Origin of the sequence: Streptomyces sp. NPDC093065 (assembly GCF_044754585.1) — a bacterium.
In the GTDB taxonomy this organism is placed as follows: Bacteria; Actinomycetota; Actinomycetes; order Streptomycetales; family Streptomycetaceae; genus Streptomyces.
Window position 1 is genome coordinate 226,228 of record NZ_JBIVPJ010000011.1, and the last position, 20,269, is coordinate 246,496.

Consider the following 20,269-nt stretch of genomic DNA (forward strand, 5'->3'; position numbering starts at 1 on the left):
CCGCCATGTACGAGCTGTCCCGGGTCCGCCTCTACTCCATCGGACCCGCCGGTGCGCGCTACGCCGACACCGTGCTTGACCTGCGCGGTGTGGGCGAACCCGTGCCCGACCCCGCGCCCACGCAGGCGGAGTTCTTCGAGGAGGAGCCCGTCGGTCCGCCGCGCCGGCCCGCGCCCGCGGGCGTGCTCTTCCTGGAGAACGGCGGCGGCAAGTCCGTGCTCCTCAAGCTGATCTTCTCGGTGATGCTGCCGGGCCACCGCAACACCCTGGGCGGCGCCAGCTCCGGCGTGCTGCGCAAGTTCCTGCTCGCCGACGACTGCGGACACGTGGCGCTGGAGTGGCAGCACGTGCAGACCGGCGAGTGCGTCGTCGTCGGCAAGGTCAGCGAATGGCGGGGGCGGCAGGTCTCGGGCGACCCGCGGAAGTTCGCCGAGGCCTGGTACTCCTTCCGGCCGGGCCCCGGACTGACCCTGGACAACCTGCCGGTCGCCGAGGCCACCGCCGTGCGCCCGCCCGTCGAGGGCGCCTCCGGAGCGCAGGGCAGGCGGCGCACCATGAAGGGCTTCCGCGACGCGCTCACCGAGGCCGGCAAGGCCTACCCGCATCTGGAGGTCCACTGGGAGGAGATCCACGACCGCTGGAACGAGCACCTCGGCGACCTCGGACTCGACCCCGAACTCTTCCGCTACCAGCGCGAGATGAACGCCGACGAGGGCGAGGCCGCCGGACTCTTCGCGGTCAAGAAGGACTCCGACTTCACCGACCTGCTGCTGCGGGCCGTCACCGACACCCGCGACACCGACGGACTCGCCGACCTGGTCGGCGGTTTCGGCAACAAGCTGGGCCGGCGCGCCGAGCTGATCGCCGAACGCGACTTCACCGCCGGGTCCGTCGACCTCCTCGGCCGGATCGTCGAGGCCGCCGAGGCGCGCACCCGCGCGCGGGACATCCATACCGCCGCCGAACGCCGCACCAGGAACCTGGCCCGCCGCCTCTCCGCCCGCGGCGCACAGGAACGGGTGCGCGCGGGCGACCTCGCCCAGCGGGTCACGGCCGCCGCGTACGCCGTCACCCACGCCGAGTCCGCCCGGGACCGCAGCGCTCTCGTCGCCGCCGAACTCGCCTACCGGCACGCCTCGCTGGCCCTGACCGGCGCCGAGAAGGCCGCCGCCGCGCAGAAGCGCGAACTGGCCGAAGCCCGCACCCTGCACTCCGCCTGGCAGGCCGCCGAGGCCGTCCTGCGCCACCGGGCCGCCGCCGACCGCGTCGCCCGCGTCTCCGCCGCCATCCAGGAGGCCGAACGGGACGCGGCCCCCGCCCTCGCCGCCCGCACCAAGGCCGCCGTCGACCTCGTCCGCGCCCTGCACGCGGCGGCCGGCAAGGCCGAGCACCACGCCAACGAGGAGGAGGCGAGGTCCGCCGCCCTCCAGGAGGTCAGCGACGCCGCCCACCGGGACTCCACCACCGCCGCCACCGAGGCCCAGCGCGCCCGCAGCGAGGCCGGGCACCTGCGCCAGCGCCTCACCGAGGTGGAGCAGGAGACCGCCGAGGCCGTCCGTGCCGGCTGGCTGGACGACAGCGCGCCCGACGCCGACCCGGCCCGCGCCGCCCTCGCGGCCAGCGACGCGGAGAAGACCACCGTCGCCGCCTGGGACACCGCCCGCGAGGCGGCCCGCCGGGCCACCGAGCACGCCCGTGAGGCCGCCGGCGCCGAGAGCCGCGCCGAACTGACCGCGGCCCGCGCGGCGGACGCGGCCACCGCCGCCGAGCGCGCCCACGAGGGCGAGCGGCGCACCGCCGAGGCACTGGCCGCGGAGGAACGGCTCGCGGAGCTGCTCGGCCTGGCCGCCGGGACCCGACCGGGCATTCCCCAGCCCCGCCGGGACGCCGACCGCGACGACCGGACCGCCGCTCCCACCACACCGGACGGCGCCCTGACTCCCGGGGAACTCGACCGCTTCGCCGACGAACTGCGCGAACTGCTCGACGACACCGTCTCCTCCGCCGAACGCCAGCTGTTCGAGCTGCGCACCGCCGCCGCCGACGACTCCCGCATCATCGGCGCGCTCGGCGACGGCGGACTCCTGCCCCCGGGACCGGACGTGCTGGCCACCGTCGAGTTCCTCGGCGAGCACGGCATCCCCGCCCTGCCCGGCTGGCGTTACCTCGCCCAGGCCGTCGACCCGGCCGACCACGCGCGCGTGCTGGCCGCCCGCCCCGAGCTGGTCGACGGCGTGATCATCACCGACCCCGACTCGCACACCCGCGCCCGCGAGGTCCTCGGCGACGCGGCCCTGCTGCCGCGCTCCGCCGTCGCAGTCGGCACCGCCGCCGCCCTGCTCGCCCCGACCCCGGCCCCCGAGTCCGGCACCGGCGACGTCTTCCTCGTACCGCCGAACCCGGCCATGCACGACGAGCAGGCCGCCGACGAGGAGCGGCACGCGCTGCGCGCGCGGGCCGGCGAGCGGGACGAGGAGATCCGCACCCTCGCCGCCCGCCTCGGCAAGGACCGTGAGCTGGCGGCGAGGCTCGCCTCCTGGCGCACCGGCTGCCCCGCCGGACGCCTCGCGGAGCTGGCCCGCACCGCCGAGGAGGCCCGCGCCTTCGCCGAGGAGACCGAGGCCGAGCTGACCGAGGCCCGCACCCTGCGCGCCGAGGCCGACGAGAGCGCCGCCGAGGCTGTCCACCTGCGGGACGAGCGGCAGGAGGCCGCGCAGAAGGCCCGGCGCGCCGCCGACGCCCTCGCCGGACTCGCCTTCCGGCTGCGCGAACGCGCCGGCTGGCAGGTTCGGGTCCGTGAACTGGCCGACGAGGGCGCCGAGGCCGAGGCCCGCGCCCAGATCTGCCTGGAGCGGGCCCGCGCCGCCGACGAGGACCGGCGTGCCGCGCAGCGCGCCGCCGACGACGCCCGCCGCACCGCCCGTGCCCTGCGCGCCGAGCGCTCCGAGATCGCCGGCGCCCCCGACGACGTACCGGACGAGGCACCCGGGGACGGCGCGCAGGCGCCGAAGGCGAAGGCGTCCCTGCCCGACCTCCGCGAGGCCTACCGCGCCGCCTCCCAGGTGTACGAGAAGGTCGGCGTCGGCGCCGACCTGCGCGCCGAACAGGCCCGCGCGGAGAGCGACGAGAGCGCGGCCCGCGCGGATCTCGACCGGCTCAGCAACAAGGTCCGCACCCGCGCCGGACAGCTCCTGGAGTCGCCCGACGGCTCCGACGGGCCCTCCCGGCAGGCCGCCGCCGCCCGTGCCGAGGAACTGGTGCAGCTCCTGGAGACCCGCATGTCCAGCGCGAGCGAACAGCTCGGCCGGCTGCGCGGCGAGGCCGAACGGCACGCGCCCGAGGACGGCGACACCCACACCGACCTCCCCGACGAGCTCCAGCCGCGCGACACCGAGCACGCCCAGACCCTGCTGCGCACGGCGACCGCCGAACTCGCCTCCCGCACTGAGGCGCTCGCCCAGGCCCGCGAGGCCCACGCCGAACTGCTCGACGCGCACCGCGCCGCCGAGGACGCGGCGGGCGGCTTCGAAGAGATCGCCGCCATGCTCCGCGACCTGCTGCGCGACCACGCGCCCGAGGAGGAGCAGGAAGAGCCCGAGCCCTACGCCGGCGACCTGGAGGAGGCTCGCAGGGCCGCCGCCGAGGCCCGCCGCTCGCTGCGCGGCTGCGCCGCCGACCTGTCAGCCGCCGAGGCCGCCGTGCGCGAGGCGAGCGACGTCCTGGTCCGGCACGCCAACTCCACCCGCTACGAGCAGGTCCGCACCCCCGCCCGCCAGCAGATCCGCGAACTGCCCGCCGCCGCGCTGCCCGAACACGCCGCCAAGTGGGCCGACGCCTTCGCGCCCCGACTGCGCGTCCTCACCGACGAGCTGGCCCAGCTGGAGCGCAACCGCGACTCGATCGTGGACCGGCTGCGCGGACTGGTCGAGTCCGCCCTCGCCACCCTCCGCTCCGCCCAGCGGCTCTCCCGCCTGCCCGAAGGACTGGGTGAGTGGTCCGGCCAGGAGTTCCTGCGCATCCGCTTCGAGGAACCCGACCAGGCCACCCTCACCGAGCGGCTCGGCGAGGTCGTCGACGAGGCCACCCGCGCCGCCGTGAAGAAGAACTCCGACCTGCGCCGCGACGGCATGTCCCTGCTGCTGCGGGGAGTCGCCGCCGCCCTGCAGCCCAAGGGAGTCGCCGTCGAGATCCTCAAGCCCGACGCCGTACTGCGCGCCGAACGCGTCCCCGTCGGACAGATGGGCGACGTCTTCTCCGGCGGCCAGCTGCTCACCGCCGCCATCGCCCTGTACTGCACGATGGCCGCGCTGCGCAGCAACGACCGCGGTCGCGACCGGCACCGCCACGCCGGGACGCTGTTCCTCGACAATCCCATCGGTCGCGCCAACGCCACCTACCTGCTGGAGCTCCAGCGGGCCGTGTCCGACGCGCTCGGCGTCCAGCTCCTCTACACCACCGGCCTGTTCGACACGACCGCCCTGGCCGAGTTCCCGCTGGTCATCCGGCTGCGCAACGACGCGGACCTCAGGGCGGGCCTGAAGTACATCAGCGTGGAGGAGCACCTGAGGCCGGGCCTGCCCCAGCCCGCCCCGGCCGTCGAGGGAGAGGGCGAGGCGGTCCACAGCGAGATCACGGCGACCCGCATGTTCAAACGCCCCGCACAGTCGCCCGCGTAGCCGGCCGGCGAGCCGGAGTCCGCGTCGGAGCCGAGTCGGAGAACGATCGTGCGGCGAGCAGGCCGAGTGCGTTCACGTCGCGGCCGTCGGGCACGTCGCGGGCGCCGGGGCCGTCGTCCGGCCGCTCAGGGATGCGACAGCTGGCCCGCGCCACCCCGGCGGCCTATCCGCTCCCGGCTCCCCTCGGCGGCCCGGGCCTGCCGCCGTGCCCGGCGACGCTCACGGCGCATGGCCCGCGCGGTACTGCTCGGCACCGACACCACACCGTGCCGCTGATTCCACACCTGCCGCGTCACCCACACGTCCAGCACGCCCCAGGTGGCCACCACCGTGCCCGCGACACTCGCGAGCACCATCGGGAACGCCAGCCAGGACTCCGCCAGCGTGCACAGGAAGGCCACCATCGCCAGTATCAGCGTCACGGCGACGACGAGAACCGCGCGCACGGCCGCCGTACGCACCGGATCCGGCATCCTTCGACGCCGCGCGGGCTCCTCACGCCACAACGGCCGGTACCCCGACTGCCGTTCACCCGTGCCCGTGTCCCGCCCGGCCGCCCGGATGTCGCGATCCGATGCGTTCGAGGTCACCGCCGCGGTCACCTCGGCCGCACCACCCTCCGGAGCACCGCTCCGCTCCGCCGTGCCCATCGCCATGTCTCTCCCCACCGCCGGCAGACAGCTCGCCCGTGTCCCCGGGACACGGCTCCCCTCTGGCTGCCCGGCTTGCGCCGCTTTACGCCACCCGGGGGCGGGATGCGGCTCCTGTGGCCGATTCCGCCTTCATTTCCCGTAGTGAAGGACGAACAACGGGTACCCAAGATTCCCGGGAATCCCGCACAGTCGAAGAATTTCGGCCAATCCGCCCGTCACACCGGAACGACGGCCTCACATCCGCCGGCCGATCCCGGGGCGCAATCTCCCGCAATGACCGGACAACTGACCATCGCCGACCCGAGGTACGGAAGTTCGGCCTCCGGATGGGTCTTCGAGTTACCTGTGCGTCAGTAGTAGGCTCGCGCCGTTTGTTGACGCACATGTGTACCCCCGCCGTCGGGGGTCGAGCTGGGGGAGGCCATGCGCTTTCGCGGGAAATCGATCCGCCGGAAGATCGTGGCGCTGCTCCTCGTGCCGCTGCTGTCCCTCACCGCGATCTGGGCCTTCGCCACGGTACTGACGGGACGTGAGGCGGCGCAGCTGTTCAGCGTCTCGACCGTCGTCGAGGAGATCGGCTACCCGGTCGAGGACACCGTCCGCGTCCTCCAGCAGGAACGCCGCCAGACCCTCGTCCACCTCGCCGACCCGCGGGCCTCCGACGGACTCGCCGCCCTGCAGCGCAGCCGCACCGCCACCGACGAGGCCGTCGCCGAGATCCGCCGCAACGCCGCCGACGCCGGCGTGCGGGACGACCTCGGCCCGGCCGGGGAGGAACGTCTCACCGCCGTACTGGACGCCTTCGACGGCATCGGCTCCCTGCGCCGCAGCGTCGAGGACGGCACCGTGAACCGCGCGCAGGCCCTCGGCCTCTACAACCGCCTGGTCGACCCGTGCCACGACCTGCTCGCCAACCTCGACGTCGTCGACGACGTGGGCCTGGACAAGCAGTACCGCGCGCTCGTCAACGTCTCCCGCGCGCGCGAACTGCTCTCCCGCGAGGACGCCCTCCTCGGCTCCGCCCTGGTCACCGGGCGGCTCACCCGCACGGAGATCCGCGACGTCTCCGACCTCGTGGCGCAGCGCACCGTGATGTACGACATCAACCTGCCGCTGCTGCCCGCCACCGAACGGGGCCGCTACCAGCGTTTCTGGAAGAACGCCTCCTCCGCCCCCCTCCGCGTCGCCGAGCAGGCCGCCGTCTCCTCCGACACCGGCACGCCGCGCGGAGTCACCGCCCAGAGCTGGGACACCGCCGCCGGAAACGTCCTCAAGGAACTCGGCGAGCTCGACGACAGCGCCGCCGACCGCTACCAGGACCGCGTCGACCCCGTCGCCACCAGCACCATCGCCAAGGCCGTCATCGCCGGAGCGCTCGGCCTGATCGCCCTGCTGTACTCAGTCTTCCTGTCCGTGCGCGTCGGCCGCTCCCTCATCCGCGACCTCAAGCAGCTGCGCCTGGAGGCCCACGAGGCCTCCGGCGTCCGCCTGCCCAGCGTCATGCGGCGCCTGTCGGCGGGGGAGGAGGTCGACGTCGAGACCGAGGTGCCACGCCTCGAGTACGACAGGAACGAGATGGGCGAGGTCGGCCAGGCCCTCAACACCCTCCAGCGCGCCGCCGTGGAGGCCGCCGTCAAGCAGGCCGAACTCCGCGCGGGGGTCTCCGAGGTCTTCGTCAACCTCGCGCGCCGCAGCCAGGTGCTGCTGCACAAGCAGCTCACCCTGCTCGACACCATGGAGCGCAGGACCGAGGACACCGAGGAACTCGCCGACCTGTTCCGCCTGGACCACCTGACCACCCGCATGCGCCGGCACGCCGAGGGCCTGGTCATCCTCTCCGGGGCCGCACCCTCCCGGCAGTGGCGCAGGCCCGTCCAGCTCATGGACGTGGTGCGGGCCGCCGTCGCCGAGGTCGAGGACTACGAGCGCATCGAGGTCCGCAGGCTGCCACGCGTCGCCGTCACCGGACCCGCGGTCGCCGACCTCACCCACCTGGTGGCCGAACTCCTGGAGAACGCCACGGTGTTCTCGCCGCCGCACACCGCGGTCCAGGTGCTGGGCGAGCGCGTCGCCAACGGCTTCACCCTGGAGATCCACGACCGGGGTCTCGGCATGGCCGCCGACGCCCTCCTCGACGCCAACCTCCGACTGGCCGAGACACCCGAGTTCGAGCTGTCCGACACCGACCGGCTGGGCCTGTTCGTCGTCAGCCGGCTCGCCCAGCGGCAGAACGTCCGGGTGTCCCTGCAGCCCTCGCCGTACGGCGGCACCACCGCGGTCGTCTTCGTCCCCGACGCGCTGCTCACCGACGACGCCCCGGACACCAACGGCGTCGGCTTCCGCCTCGACCGCCCCCAGCCCGTCAAGGACAAGGAGCGGGGGGAGGAGAGCCGTCGTTCCGCCCTCTCCCACGTGCCCGTGCGGCTCTCCGAGCGGCCGGCCGCGATGCTGGACGGTCCGGTCGAACTGGAGGCGCCCGTCGACCTCGACGCCCTCGATCTGCCGGGCGTGCTCGACGACCAGGACAGCGAACGCGGCGGCCTGTTCCGCCCGCGCCGCTCACTGGTCGCGGCCGACGAGGACCAGGCGGCCCGCCGTCCCGGACGCCGGCGCCCCGAGCCCCGCCAGGGCGACGACCCGGCCGAGGACGGGACCGGGCCGGACGCACCGATCGCGCTGCCGCGCCGGCGTACCCCCAAGCTGGTCAGCTCGCACGGACGCCCGGTCCCCGAACAGCCCGCCCGGGACAGCTCCGACGAGCCGGCCGCGGCCGGAGCGGACCGGACCGGGCACCCGGCCGAACCCCCGACCCGGGCGGCCGAGCTCCCGGCCCTGCCCGCCCGCCGCCGGGGAGACCGCACCGGCGACCGCGAAACGGGCCCCGCCGCCGAGCGCGGCGGCGACGTACCCCGCGCGCGCGAGGACGCTCCGGCCGCGAACGCCGGGCCCGGCGCGCTGCCCCGGCGCGTCCGGCAGGCGAGCCTGGCCCCTCAGCTCCGGCAGAGCCCCGAACCGCCCGCCGAGAGCCCCCCAGACCCCGCCGACCGCGACGCCGACGAGGTACGCAGCCGTATGGCCTCGCTCCAGCGCGGCTGGCAGCGCGGCCGCAAGGAGAACGCCGCGGACGACGACCCACCCGGCGGCACAGCACCATCAGCACCACGAGGAACGACTAAGGGGGACGGTCGATGACCGCACCGAAGACGACCGGCCACACCGCGACCAAGTCCGGGGAGCTGAACTGGCTCCTCGACGACCTGGTGGACCGCGTCGCGAGCATCCGCAAGGCCGTCGTCCTGTCCGGCGACGGCCTGGCGACGGGCGTGTCCAAGGACCTCACCAGGGAGGACAGCGAGCACCTGGCCGCCGTGGCATCGGGATTCCACAGCCTCGCCAAGGGCGTGGGCCGGCACTTCGAGGCGGGCAGCGTCCGGCAGACGGTTGTCGAACTCGACGAGGCCTTCCTCTTCGTCACGGCCGCCGGCGACGGGAGCTGCCTGGCCGTCCTGTCCGACGCCGACTCGGACGTCGGACAGGTCGCCTACGAGATGACCCTGCTGGTCAAGCGGGTCGGCGTGCACCTGGGCACCGCTCCGCGCACCGATCTGCCCTCCGGCGGGTAAGTGGGATGACATGAGCGCAGACGGTCAGGGAAGAAACCACTGGTTCGACGACGAGGCCGGCCCCGTCGTCCGTCCGTACGCCATGACGCGCGGCCGCACCACCAGCGCCGCCCAGCACCGCCTCGACCTGATCGCGGTGGTCGTCACGGAACCCCACGCGGACGATCCGGAGGCGGACGTCACCCTCTCCCCGGAGCACGTGGACATCGTCGGCCTGTGCCGCGACACCCCGCAGTCGGTCGCCGAACTGGCCGCCGAACTCGACCTTCCCGTCGGGGTCGTGCGGGTCCTGGTCGGCGACCTCGTGGACAGCGAACTCGTCCACGTCAACCGGCCCGTGCCCCCGGCCGAGCTGCCGGACGAGAACATCCTGCGCGACGTGATCAACGGGTTGAGGGCACTGTGAACCGGCCCCCGGACACGTCGGGCGGCACGTTAAGGAGAAGAGATCGATGATCTTCGGGCGTTCTCAGCGCGGCAAGCCGCCGGTCGAGCCCGTCACGTTGAAGATCCTCGTGGCCGGCGGATTCGGCGTGGGCAAGACCACCCTCGTCGGCGCGGTCAGCGAGATCAGACCGCTGCGCACCGAGGAACTGCTCACCGAGGCCGGGCGCCCCGTCGACGACGTCAGCGGCGTGGAGGGCAAGCACACCACCACGGTGGCCATGGACTTCGGGCGGATCACCCTGCGCGAGGACCTGGTGCTGTACCTCTTCGGCACGCCCGGCCAGGAACGGTTCTGGTTCATGTGGGACGAGCTGTCCGAGGGCGCGCTGGGTGCCGTCGTGCTGGCCGACACCCGGCGCCTGGAGGACTGCTTCGCCGCCGTCGACTACTTCGAGCGGCGCTCCATCCCGTTCGTGGTCGGCGTCAACTGCTTCGAGGGATCGGCGCGCTACCCGACCGACACCGTCCGCCAGGCGCTCGATCTCGACGAGAACGTGCCCCTGGTGACGTGTGACGCCCGGGACCGCGAGTCCGTCAAGGAGGTCCTCATCGGCGTCGTCCAGCACGCGATGGCCCAGGCGGCCGACCGGCGCAGCGCCGTCCCCACCTGAGCGAGCAGTCCCGACCTGGGCGAGCACCCGCTCCGACGCCCCCTGCCGGCCCAGGCACCCGCCGGCGGCGGGCCGCCCGTTGGACACGGGCAGGGGGCGCCGACGCACGCCCGCGCCGAGCACCCCCTTCCCTCGTCGAACCCAACCCTGATAAATGCAGGGGACATGACACGACTCTCCACCGCGCTCCGCGGTCTGGCCACCGCCTTCGCCGCCCTGCTCGCCGTCACGGCCGTCCCCGCCACCGCGCAGGCACGGCCCGAACCGAGGGCCCCGGAGGACTTCGTGGCCCTGCGAAGCGTCGACCCGACGATCATCGAGGAGATGCGCTACGTCACCGCGCACAACTTCGTCGGCGAACGTGTCGACGGCTACCGGCAGCCCCTGTGCATCCTCACCCGTCCCGCTGCCGAGGCCCTCCACCGCGCGCAGACCCGACTGCTGCGCCAGGGCTACTCCCTCAAGGTGTACGACTGCTACCGGCCCCAGCGCGCCGTCGACCACTTCGTCCGCTGGGCCGAGGACCTCGACGATCAGGACATGAAGGCCGAGTTCTACCCGGAGGTCGACAAGACCCGTCTGTTCGCCGACGGCTACATCGCCGAGAAGTCCGGCCACAGCCGCGGCTCGACCATGGACCTCACCCTCGTACGGCTCCCGGCGAAGCCCACCCGCCCGTACCACCCCGGACAGCCCCTGGTGCCCTGCTTCGCGCCGCGGGACGAACGCTTCCCCGACAACTCCGTCGACATGGGCACCGGCTTCGACTGCTTCGACACCCGCTCGCACACCCTCGATCCCCGCATCCAGGGCGTCCAGCGCGCCAACCGGCTGCTGCTCAAGGACACCCTGGAGGACGTCGGCCTGGTGAACCTCCCCGAGGAGTGGTGGCACTTCACGTACAAGCCCGAGCCGTACCCGGACACCTACTTCGACTTCCCCGTCTCCGCGAAGTCGCTCGCCGGCCGTCGCTGACCGGCCTGCCGGAGTCGCCCCCTCCGCGATCGGATACAGTCCGCCGCGTGTCCGAAACTGAAACCTCCGTTCCCAACTCCGCGCCCGGCTCCCATTGTTCGAGCTGCGGATCGCCCTACGGAGAGGGCGTCTCCGGCTGGCCCCGCACCTGCCTCGCGTGCGGCACCGTGGCCTACCGCAACCCGCTGCCGGTCGCGGTGGCCCTCCAGCCCGTGTACGACACCCAGGGCACCGCCCTGGTGGTCATCACCCGCACCGTGACCCCCGCGCCCGGGGGCGTCGCCCTGCCCGGCGGCTACGTCGACGACCGGGAGGACTGGCGGCAGGCCGTCGTCCGCGAACTCAAGGAGGAGACGGGCATCGACGCGGCGAGCCGCGACGTGCGGCTCGCCGACGCCATGAGCTCGCCCGACGGCCATCTGCTGCTCTTCGGACTGCTGCCCGAGCGCCCTGCCGAGGGCCTGCCGCCCTCCGCCGCCACGGACGAGACCGAGGGATGGCACCTGCTGCGCAGGTCGGAGGAGCTCGCCTTCCCGCTCCACACCCGGGCCGTACGGGCCTTCTTCGAGGGCCGCTACATCTGAGCGGAGCGCTCCGCGAGCCCACGGACGCGGACCGGGCAGGACGGCTCGCTCGCCCCGTCCTCGCCCGCCCGCTCCACGACCACACGCCGCCCCTCCCAGCGGGACACATACCGTTCGATCTCCGGTTCCACCCAGCCGTCGCCCGCGTCCGGCACGACCAGCCCACCGCCGGTCCGCCCCGGCGCGGGCGCCCACACCTCCAGTTCCGGCGCGCCGTCCTCCCCGCGCACCGGAATCACCGCTCCCGCGCGCGCGAAAACCGGAATCCGGGCCAAGGGGGCGTCGACGAGCACCTGCGCGGGCCCCTCGTACGCCCGCTCCGTCGCCACGTCGTACCAGCGCCCCCGGGGCAACCGCACCGCCCGCCGGTCCGCTCCCGGACGGAGCACCGGGGCCACCAGCAGACAGTCGCCCAGCAGAAAGGCGTCCTCGCAGTCCCGCAGCGCCCGGTCCTCCGGCGCCTGCCACCACAGCGGACGCACGTACGGAGCACCCGTACGCCGGGCCAGATGCGCCAGCGTCACGAAGTACGGCAGCAGCCGCCGCCGCTCGACGAGCACCACGCGCGCGTGCTCAAGGACCTCGCTCCCGAACGCCCACGGCTCCCGGCTCCCCGCCCGCGGCCCGGCGTGTGTGCGGAACAGCGGAAGGTGGACGGCCAGCTGGAGCCACCGCAGATACAGCTCCGGCGACGGAGCCCCCTCGGAGCCGCCCACATCGGTCCCCGAATACGGCACCCCGCACAGCCCGAGCCCCATCACCCGCGCCAGCGACCCCCGCAGCCCCGCCCAGCCCATCACCACCTCCCCGGACCACGTGCCGCCGTAGCGCTGCAGGCCGGCCCACCCGGAACGGGAGACGACGAACGGCCGCTCGCCCGGCGTCAGCGCCCGCAGGCCCTCGTACCCGGCCCGCGCCACGCACAACGCGTAGACGTTGTGCGCCTCCCTGTGGTCACCGCCCCTGCCCTCCAGGCCGTGCCGGGCCGACCGCGGCAGCGTCGGCTCCCCGAAGGCGGCGAACGACGCGGGCTCGTCCAGGTCGGGCCAGAACCCGGCGAACCCCTGCCCGAGCCGCTCCTCGTAGAGCCCGCCCCACCACTCACGCACGCGCGCGTGCGTGAAGTCGGGGAAGACCACGTCCCCGGCCCGTCCCACACCCCGGACGACCACCCCCGCGGCGTCCCGCACGAACATCTCCCCGCGCGTCCCCCCGTCGTACACGGCGCCGCCCGGCGCGGCCACAACCGCCGGCTCGACCGCCGACACCAGCCGCACCCCCTCCCTGCGCAGCTCCTCGGCGAGCACGGGCAGCTTCGGGAACCGCTCCTCGTCGACGGTGAACACCTGCCGGGCATCGGTGTGCCCGACACCCAGGTGGACCGCGTCCAGTGGCAGACCGCGCTCCCGGTGACCTGCCACGACCCGCCGTACGTCCTGCTCGTCGCCGAAACCGGACTGCGCGTGCTGGTGCCCGAGCGCCCACGCCGGTGGCAGCGCGGGCGCGCCCGTCAGCGACGCCCAGGCCAGCAGCACGCGCGCGGGGGCCCCGACCATCACCCAGCACCGCAGCGGACCACCGTCCATCCGCAGCACACTCCGGCCCGGCCGGTCGTGCCCCGACCCGGCTCCTTCCCCGCCCTCCCGCAAGTCCACCGTGCCGTCCCACGAACTGTCGTGGAAGACCAGATGCGTCCCCGCGTCCGCCACCACCATCTGCACCGGCATCGTGACGGACGCGACGTCCCCGCCGGCGGCGCCCGGCAGCCCGGGACCGGAGTTCCACAGCCGGTACGTGCCGTCGCGCAGCCGGGGACCCACGGACCGCCCACCGAGCCCGAAGAACCGGGCGTCCGCCGCCACCTGCGACCGCAGCGTCCAGCGGCCCGGCCCGCCGTCGACCGGCTCCCACCAGCGGGGCGGCAGTTCACGACGCAGGACCACGCCCCCGGGCGTGCGGACCTCGACCGCGCCGTGCCGGGACACGGCCACCGTCGCCCGCTCCGCCACCACCCGCCAGCCGCCGTCCTTGTCCGGCTCCAGCACCGCCCGCGGATCCGGCTCGGGACACCGGCCCGCCAGCGCGTACGAAGGCTCCGGCCCGGCCCCGTCCCAGCCCCAGAACACGGCGCCGTTCACCGCGACGAGGACGCGCAGCTCCGAACGCCCGAACCGGACGACACCGCCCCCGGGCCCGGGCTCCACCTCCCGCATCGGCCCCGGCACCCGCGCCCGCTCCGCACCCCGCGGCGGCAGCGCGGCGGCATCGGCACGCCGCCTGCGCCACGCCGCCCGCACCGTACGCAACCCCTGCGCCACGCCCCCGGAACCGACCGCCTTCATCGAACGCACCAGGTCACGACCGTCCATGCTGATCACCCTGCCATCGACCACCACGCGCGCGGGCGTCGTTCAACTGCCGTTCATCCACCACCGGACCACATCTTCATGTGACCGACTGTGTGGGGCGCCGCCCTGGTGCGGAAGTCGATCACGTGGCATCGTCCCTGTCAGCCGCGTCACGCGCACACCCCAGCCCGTGCGCGGCGGCCGCACACGACGCGCACAGTCCGGGAGCCGCACCATGTCGACCGAGAACCCGCAGCCGCTCTGGCAGCCGGATGCACGACGCATCGACCAGGCACACATCACCAAATTCCAGACCTGGGCGGCCGAGCACCACGGAGCCCCCGCCCAGGGCGGGTACGCCGCACTGCACCGCTGGTCCGTCGAGAACCTGGACACCTTCTGGAAGGCCGTCACGGAGTGGTTCGACGTCCGCTTCTCGACGCCCTACGCGCGCGTGCTCGGTGACCGGACCATGCCCGGCGCCCAGTGGTTCCCCGGTGCCACGCTGAACTACGCCGAACACGCCCTGCGCGCGGCCGACACCCGCGCGGACGAACCGGCCCTCCTGTACGTCGACGAAGCCCACGAGGCGACCCCCGTCACCTGGACCGAACTGCGCCGCCAGGTCGGTTCGCTCGCCGCCGAACTGCGCGCCCTCGGCGTGCGCCCCGGCGACCGCGTCAGCGGCTACCTGCCGAACATCCCGCAGGCCGTGGTCGCCCTGCTCGCCACCGCCGCCGTGGGCGCCGTCTGGACCTCCTGCGCCCCCGACTTCGGCGCCCGCAGCGTCCTGGACCGCTTCCAGCAGGTCGAACCCGTCGTCCTGTTCACCGTCGACGGCTACCGCTACGGCGGCAAGGAACACGATCGTCGCGACACCGTCGCCGAACTCCGCCGGGAACTGCCCACCCTGCGCGCGGTGATCCACATCCCGCTCCTCGGCACCGAGGCTCCCGACCACGCGCTGGACTGGGACACCCTGACCGCCGCGGACACGGAACCCGTCTTCGAACCGGTGCCCTTCGACCATCCCCTGTGGGTCCTCTACTCCTCCGGCACCACCGGCCTGCCCAAGGCCATCGTCCAGTCCCAGGGCGGCATCCTGGTCGAACACCTCAAACAACTCGGCCTGCACTGCGACCTCGGTCCCGAGGACCGCTTCTTCTGGTACACCTCGACCGGCTGGATGATGTGGAACTTCCTCGTCTCCGGCCTGCTCACCGGCACCACGATCGTCCTCTACGACGGCAGCCCCGGCTTCCCGGCCACGGACGCCCAGTGGCGCATCGCGGAACGCACCGGCGCCACCCTCTTCGGCACCTCCGCCGCCTACGTCATGGCCTGCCGCAAGGCCGACGTCCACCCGGCCCGCGACCTGGACCTCTCCGCGATCCAGTGCGTCGCCACCACCGGCTCCCCACTCCCGCCCGACGGCTTCCGCTGGCTGCACGACGAGTTCGCCGCGAGCGGAGCCGACCTGTGGATCGCCTCCGTCAGCGGCGGCACCGACGTGTGCTCCTGCTTCGCCGGCGCCGTCCCCACCCTCCCGGTCCACATCGGCGAACTCCAGGCACCCTCACTCGGCACCGACCTCCAGTCCTGGGACCCGAGCGGCGCCCCGCTCACCGACGAGGTCGGCGAACTGGTCGTCACCAACCCCATGCCCTCGATGCCGATCCGCTTCTGGAACGACCCCGACGGCAGCCGGTACCACGACAGCTACTTCGACACCTATCCCGGCGTCTGGCGGCACGGCGACTGGATCACCCTCACCTCCCGGGGCTCCGTCGTCATCCACGGCCGCTCCGACTCCACCCTCAACCGGCAGGGTGTCCGCATGGGCTCCGCCGACATCTACGAAGCCGTCGAGCGGCTCCCCGAGATCAGGGAGTCCCTCGTCATCGGCATCGAACAGCCCGACGGCGGCTACTGGATGCCCCTCTTCGTGCACCTGGCCCCCGGAGCCGCCCTCGACGACGCCCTCCTCGACCGCATCAAGCGGACGATCCGCGCGAACCTGTCCCCGCGCCACGTCCCCGACGAGGTCATCGAGGTCCCCGGCATCCCGCACACCCTCACCGGCAAGCGCATCGAGGTCCCGGTCAAGCGTCTCCTCCAGGGCACCCCGCTGGACAAGGCCGTCAACCCCGGCTCCATCGACAACCTCGACCTGCTCCACTTCTACGAGGACCTCGCCCGCAAGCGCGCCTGACCAGCACACCGACGAGCCGGCCGCCCCGAACGGCGGTCGGCTCCCCGCGCCCGCCCGACGCCGTTGTCAGTGCCGCCGATTACTGTGAGTGAGCATTGATCGACCATGCACAGGGGGAAACATGGCGCACACCGACCAGACCGACCAGACCATGCGACGCGTCCTGCGCCGCGAAATCGCGGGCACCATCGGCCTGCTCACCGACGAACACGACTTCCGCGCCATGCGGCGCTACCGCAGCTTCACCTTCCACGACCACACCGCCTACCTACGCCAGGTGGAAGCCCTGCTCAAGACACGCGCCGCACAGGGGACCCACACCACGATCGCGCTCTTCGACCCCGAGGAGTACGCCGACTTCTGCACGGCGGCGGGCCTCGACGCCGACGCCTCCGCCAGCCGCGCCCGGTTCACAGCCGAACTCGCCGCCCACGGCCCCACCGTGCCCTACGAGGGCCAGTCCCTCACCGACCTGCTCCCGGCCCTCGTCGACGAAGCCGTCCGCCAGGCCACCTGGGAGTACACGTCGACCCTCCTCGCCACCCTCGGCAGCTGCGCCACCTGCGGCGAGGACCTCGGCCGGGCCGCCTTCACCCGCGCCCACCGCCTCCTGCACCGCGTCCTCGAAACGGCCCCGCCGGGCAGCCGGCACCTGGTCTGCAGCGTCAAGGGCCACCCGGAGGAGACCCTCGTCGCCGTCCTGCTCGTCGAGGAGGACGGCGACGGCACCCCGCACCTCGACGAGGCCGAGGCCCTGGAGTTCACCAGCGTCCTCGCCCTCGGCCTGGCGACCCACAGCCCCGGCGGACTCGTCATGCGCGTCAGCCCTCCGGACGGCCCCGACCGCATCCACGGCTGGCGCCTGCGCGGCTACGGCCTCGAACCCCTCACGGCCGCCGAGGTCTTCGACGCCTACTGCACCGACATCGAGTCCGGCGACCTCATCTCCCCGGAATCCAACGTCGACTACTGCGCACCGCCCGACCTCGGAGACGACCGCCTCCCACCGGGACACCACCACTGAACGCCTGCGGGGCGCCCCACCCGAAGGTGGAACGCCCCGCACCACAGCCCCTGCCGCAGCCGCGCCCGGCCGCTACTCGCCGGACAGCACCGCCTGAGCGGCGTTCCGCGCCTCTTCGGCGCTGTCCGCCGCCCGGGCGGCAGCCGCGGCACGCTCGCACTGCGCCAGCGTGAACTTCGCCAGCGTCGCCCGCACATAGGGCAGCGACGCCGCGCCCATGGACAGGGAGGTGACACCGAGACCGGTCAGCACACACGCCAGCAGCGGATCCGAAGCGGCCTCACCGCAGACACCGCAGCTCTTGCCCTCGGCCTTCGCCGCCTCGGCCGACAGCGCGACCAGGTCGAGCAGCGCAGGCTGCCACGGGTCCTGCAGCCGGGAGACCGCGCCCACCTGACGGTCGGCGGCGAAGGTGTACTGCGCGAGGTCGTTCGTCCCCAGGGACAGGAACTCGACCTCCTGCAGCACCGAGCGCGCCCGCAGAGCGGCTGACGGGATCTCCACCATCGCGCCGAACTTCGCACGCAGCCCGGCCTCGCGGCAGGCGTCCGCGAACGCCTTGGCATCCGCCCGGTCCGCCACCATCGGTGCCATGACCTCGAGGTAGACCGGCAGTCCCTCCGCCGCCTTCGCCAGCGCCGTCAGCTGCGTACGCAGGACGTCGGGGTGGTCGAGCAGCGTCCGCAGACCCCGCACGCCGAGCGCCGGGTTCGGTTCGTCGCCCGGGGTGAGGAAGTCCAGCGGCTTGTCGGCACCGGCGTCCAGCACCCGCACGACGACGCGGCCCTCCGGGAACGCCTCCAGTACCTGGCGGTAGGCGGTGACCTGCTTCTCCTCCGACGGCGCGTTCTCGCTGTCGTCCAGGAAGAGGAACTCGGTACGGAACAGACCGACGCCCTCCGCGCCGGCCTCGACCGCCGCGGCTACGTCGGCGGGACCACCGATGTTCGCCAGCAGCGGCACCTTGTGACCGTCCGAGGTCGCGCCCGGCCCCGTCGCCGCGGCGAGCGCCGCCTTGCGCTCGGCGGCCTCGGCAGTCAGCCGTGCCTTCTTCTCCTCACCCGGGTTCACGAAGATCTCCCCGGTGCTCCCGTCGACGGCGACGACGGTGCCCTCGGGAAGCTCGCCGGCACCCGGCAGGGCGACCACGGCGGGCACACCGAGCGCCCGCGCGAGAATCGCGCTGTGGCTGGTCGGCCCACCCTCCTCGGTGACGAATCCCAGGACGAGCGTCGGGTCGAGCAGCGCGGTGTCGGCCGGCGCCAGATCCCGCGCGATGAGAACGTACGGCTCGTCGCTGTCCGGAACCCCCGGCATCGGCACCCCGAGCAGACGGGCGACGATACGATTCCGCACGTCGTCGAGGTCGGCCACCCGGCCGGCCAGGTACTCACCGGCACCGGCCAGCAGGGCGCGGTACGCGGCGAAGGCGTCGTACACCGCGCGCTCGGCCGTGCTCCCCACGGTGATCCGCCGCTCGACGTCGGCCATCAGCTCGGGGTCCTGGGCCATCATGGCCTGCGCCTCGAGCACGGCCTGGGCCTCGCCCCCCGCCAGATTGCCGCGCGCCATCAGATCGGCGGCCACAGCTTCCACGGCCTTGCGGGCGCGCCCCTGCTCACGCTCCGCGTCCTCGGCCGGGATCTGCTTCGCCGGCGGTTCCAGGACCGCCGTGCCCATGTGCCGAACCTCGCCGATCGCCACACCGTGGCTCACACCGACGCCTCGCAGCGTTGTCTCCATCTCACCCGTCCCGATAGTGCGGCGGGTCCCGCCGCCGCGGTGGTTGTCCTACCAGCCGTCCATGCCGTCGGAAGTGACGGCGCGGACGTCACTTCCAGAGGAAGAGACTCTCGCCGGCCTTCACGTCGCCGTCCTCACGGAGTTCGGTGAGCGCCTCTGCCGTGGCCTCCAGTGCCACGATCGGGCAGACCGGCGACTTGCCCGCGGCCTCGACCGCGGCCGGGTCCCAGCGCACCACGGCCTGACCACGCACGACGGTGTCGCCCTTGTTCACCAGGAGCTCGAAACCCTCGCCGTTGAGCTGCACGGTGTCGATGCCGAGATGGGTCAGCACACCGTGCCCGCTGTCGTCGACGACGACGAAGGCGTGCGGGTGCAGAGAAACGATGACGCCGTCGACCGGTGAGACCGCCTCGGAGGGCTCCCGCACGGGGTCGATGGCGGTGCCCGGGCCGACCATGGCCCCGGAGAAGACGGGATCGGGCACGGCGGCCAGGCCGATGGCGCGTCCTGCGAGCGGGGACGAGACGGTGGTCATGGGAAGCCTCCCAGGGCGGAGATCTGTACGGGCCGTCACTGCTTGTCCCGGACGGCACACTGAGCAGCAGGGTATGTCATAGGAAGTACCGGTTCCGCATGAGTCTTCCCAATAGAGGTCTAGACCACACTCGCCACGGATTTGCACCCGTTCAGCGGCCCCGTGTACAGTCGTTACTCCTGCCTGAGGCTGAGCGATGCGAAGCACCATGTCCTCGCCCCGGCAGTACCCAACTCATCGGATCCTATCTCCGGATCACCTTCTGCATGTCCGCAGGACGGTGGTCAGAGGGACCGGAAAAGCCTGATAGTGTTGGAAACACCGAAGGGAAGCGCCCGGAGGAAAGCCCGAGAGGGTGAGTACAAAGGAAGCGTCCGTTCCTTGAGAACTCAACAGCGTGCCAAAAGTCAACGCCAGATATGTTGATACCCCGACCTGATCGGATCTCTGATCGGGTTGAGGTTCCTTTGAAGTAACACAACAGCGAGGACGCTGTGAACGGTCGGATTATTCCTCCGACTGTTCCGCTCCCGTGATGTAAAGCATTCACGGAGAGTTTGATCCTGGCTCAGGACGAACGCTGGCGGCGTGCTTAACACATGCAAGTCGAACGATGAACCACTTCGGTGGGGATTAGTGGCGAACGGGTGAGTAACACGTGGGCAATCTGCCCTGCACTCTGGGACAAGCCCTGGAAACGGGGTCTAATACCGGATACTGACCTGCCAAGGCATCTTGGTGGGTCGAAAGCTCCGGCGGTGCAGGATGAGCCCGCGGCCTATCAGCTTGTTGGTGAGGTAATGGCTCACCAAGGCGACGACGGGTAGCCGGCCTG

Annotated in this window: 13 protein-coding genes and 1 rRNA gene; 10 read left to right on the forward strand and 4 right to left on the reverse strand. The window is 72.9% G+C overall.

Annotated elements, in window-relative coordinates; genetic code table 11:
• The first annotated feature begins 5 nt into the window (after window positions 1–5).
• Window positions 6–4,676, forward strand: a complete 4,671-nt coding sequence (locus ACIQFU_RS21035) for a hypothetical protein (protein ID WP_402553410.1) — start codon at window positions 6–8, stop codon at window positions 4,674–4,676.
• 125 nt (window positions 4,677–4,801) lie between these two features.
• On the opposite strand, the gene ACIQFU_RS21040 is transcribed toward ACIQFU_RS21035, so the two are convergent.
• Window positions 4,802–5,332 (reverse strand): hypothetical protein, encoded by a 531-nt coding sequence (locus tag ACIQFU_RS21040; RefSeq protein WP_402553412.1) that lies wholly within the window; start codon window positions 5,330–5,332, stop codon window positions 4,802–4,804.
• A gap of 420 nt (window positions 5,333–5,752) precedes the next feature.
• Here ACIQFU_RS21040 and ACIQFU_RS21045 point away from each other — a divergent pair, with 420 nt between their 5' ends.
• The 6 genes from ACIQFU_RS21045 to ACIQFU_RS21070 all read left to right on the forward strand — a co-directional run bounded on the left by ACIQFU_RS21045 (window position 5,753) and on the right by ACIQFU_RS21070 (window position 11,569).
• Window positions 5,753–8,521 (forward strand): nitrate- and nitrite sensing domain-containing protein, encoded by a 2,769-nt coding sequence (locus ACIQFU_RS21045; protein ID WP_402553414.1) that lies wholly within the window; start codon window positions 5,753–5,755, stop codon window positions 8,519–8,521.
• A complete protein-coding gene (locus ACIQFU_RS21050; protein WP_087810458.1) occupies window positions 8,518–8,952 on the forward strand; it encodes a roadblock/LC7 domain-containing protein in 435 nt (144 codons plus the stop codon). The genes ACIQFU_RS21045 and ACIQFU_RS21050 overlap by 4 nt, the downstream gene beginning before the upstream one ends.
• Before the next feature lie 10 nt (window positions 8,953–8,962).
• Complete coding sequence (locus ACIQFU_RS21055; RefSeq protein ID WP_402553415.1) at window positions 8,963–9,358, forward strand: DUF742 domain-containing protein; 396 nt, start codon at window positions 8,963–8,965, stop codon at window positions 9,356–9,358.
• Between the two features lie 46 nt (window positions 9,359–9,404).
• Window positions 9,405–10,010 (forward strand): GTP-binding protein, encoded by a 606-nt coding sequence (locus tag ACIQFU_RS21060; RefSeq protein ID WP_402553417.1) that lies wholly within the window; start codon window positions 9,405–9,407, stop codon window positions 10,008–10,010.
• A gap of 165 nt (window positions 10,011–10,175) precedes the next feature.
• Window positions 10,176–10,985 carry a M15 family metallopeptidase gene (locus ACIQFU_RS21065; RefSeq protein WP_402553419.1) on the forward strand — a complete coding sequence of 270 codons (810 nt, stop codon included), beginning with the start codon at window positions 10,176–10,178 and terminating at the stop codon, window positions 10,983–10,985.
• Window positions 10,986–11,032: 47 nt separating this feature from the next.
• Complete coding sequence (locus ACIQFU_RS21070) at window positions 11,033–11,569, forward strand: NUDIX domain-containing protein (protein WP_402553420.1); 537 nt, start codon at window positions 11,033–11,035, stop codon at window positions 11,567–11,569.
• On the opposite strand, the gene ACIQFU_RS21075 is transcribed toward ACIQFU_RS21070, so the two are convergent.
• Window positions 11,560–13,938, reverse strand: a complete 2,379-nt coding sequence (locus ACIQFU_RS21075) for a glycoside hydrolase family 31 protein (RefSeq protein ID WP_402553421.1) — start codon at window positions 13,936–13,938, stop codon at window positions 11,560–11,562. The genes ACIQFU_RS21070 and ACIQFU_RS21075 overlap by 10 nt on opposite strands.
• A gap of 214 nt (window positions 13,939–14,152) precedes the next feature.
• On the opposite strand from ACIQFU_RS21075, the gene ACIQFU_RS21080 reads away from it, so the two are divergent.
• Window positions 14,153–16,129 (forward strand): acetoacetate--CoA ligase, encoded by a 1,977-nt coding sequence (locus ACIQFU_RS21080; RefSeq protein WP_402553423.1) that lies wholly within the window; start codon window positions 14,153–14,155, stop codon window positions 16,127–16,129.
• A 121-nt stretch (window positions 16,130–16,250) separates the two neighbouring features.
• Window positions 16,251–17,153 carry a hypothetical protein gene (locus ACIQFU_RS21085; RefSeq protein ID WP_402553425.1) on the forward strand — a complete coding sequence of 301 codons (903 nt, stop codon included), beginning with the start codon at window positions 16,251–16,253 and terminating at the stop codon, window positions 17,151–17,153.
• Between the two features lie 72 nt (window positions 17,154–17,225).
• Here ACIQFU_RS21085 and ptsP read toward each other — a convergent pair whose 3' ends face one another.
• Window positions 17,226–18,896: a phosphoenolpyruvate--protein phosphotransferase gene (gene ptsP / locus ACIQFU_RS21090; RefSeq protein ID WP_402553427.1), complete on the reverse strand. Its 1,671-nt coding sequence runs from the start codon at window positions 18,894–18,896 to the stop codon at window positions 17,226–17,228.
• 88 nt (window positions 18,897–18,984) lie between these two features.
• Window positions 18,985–19,434 (reverse strand): PTS glucose transporter subunit IIA, encoded by a 450-nt coding sequence (locus ACIQFU_RS21095; protein WP_402553429.1) that lies wholly within the window; start codon window positions 19,432–19,434, stop codon window positions 18,985–18,987.
• 545 nt (window positions 19,435–19,979) lie between these two features.
• On the opposite strand from ACIQFU_RS21095, the gene ACIQFU_RS21100 reads away from it, so the two are divergent.
• Window positions 19,980–20,269, forward strand: a 16S ribosomal RNA gene (locus ACIQFU_RS21100); the annotation flags it as partial.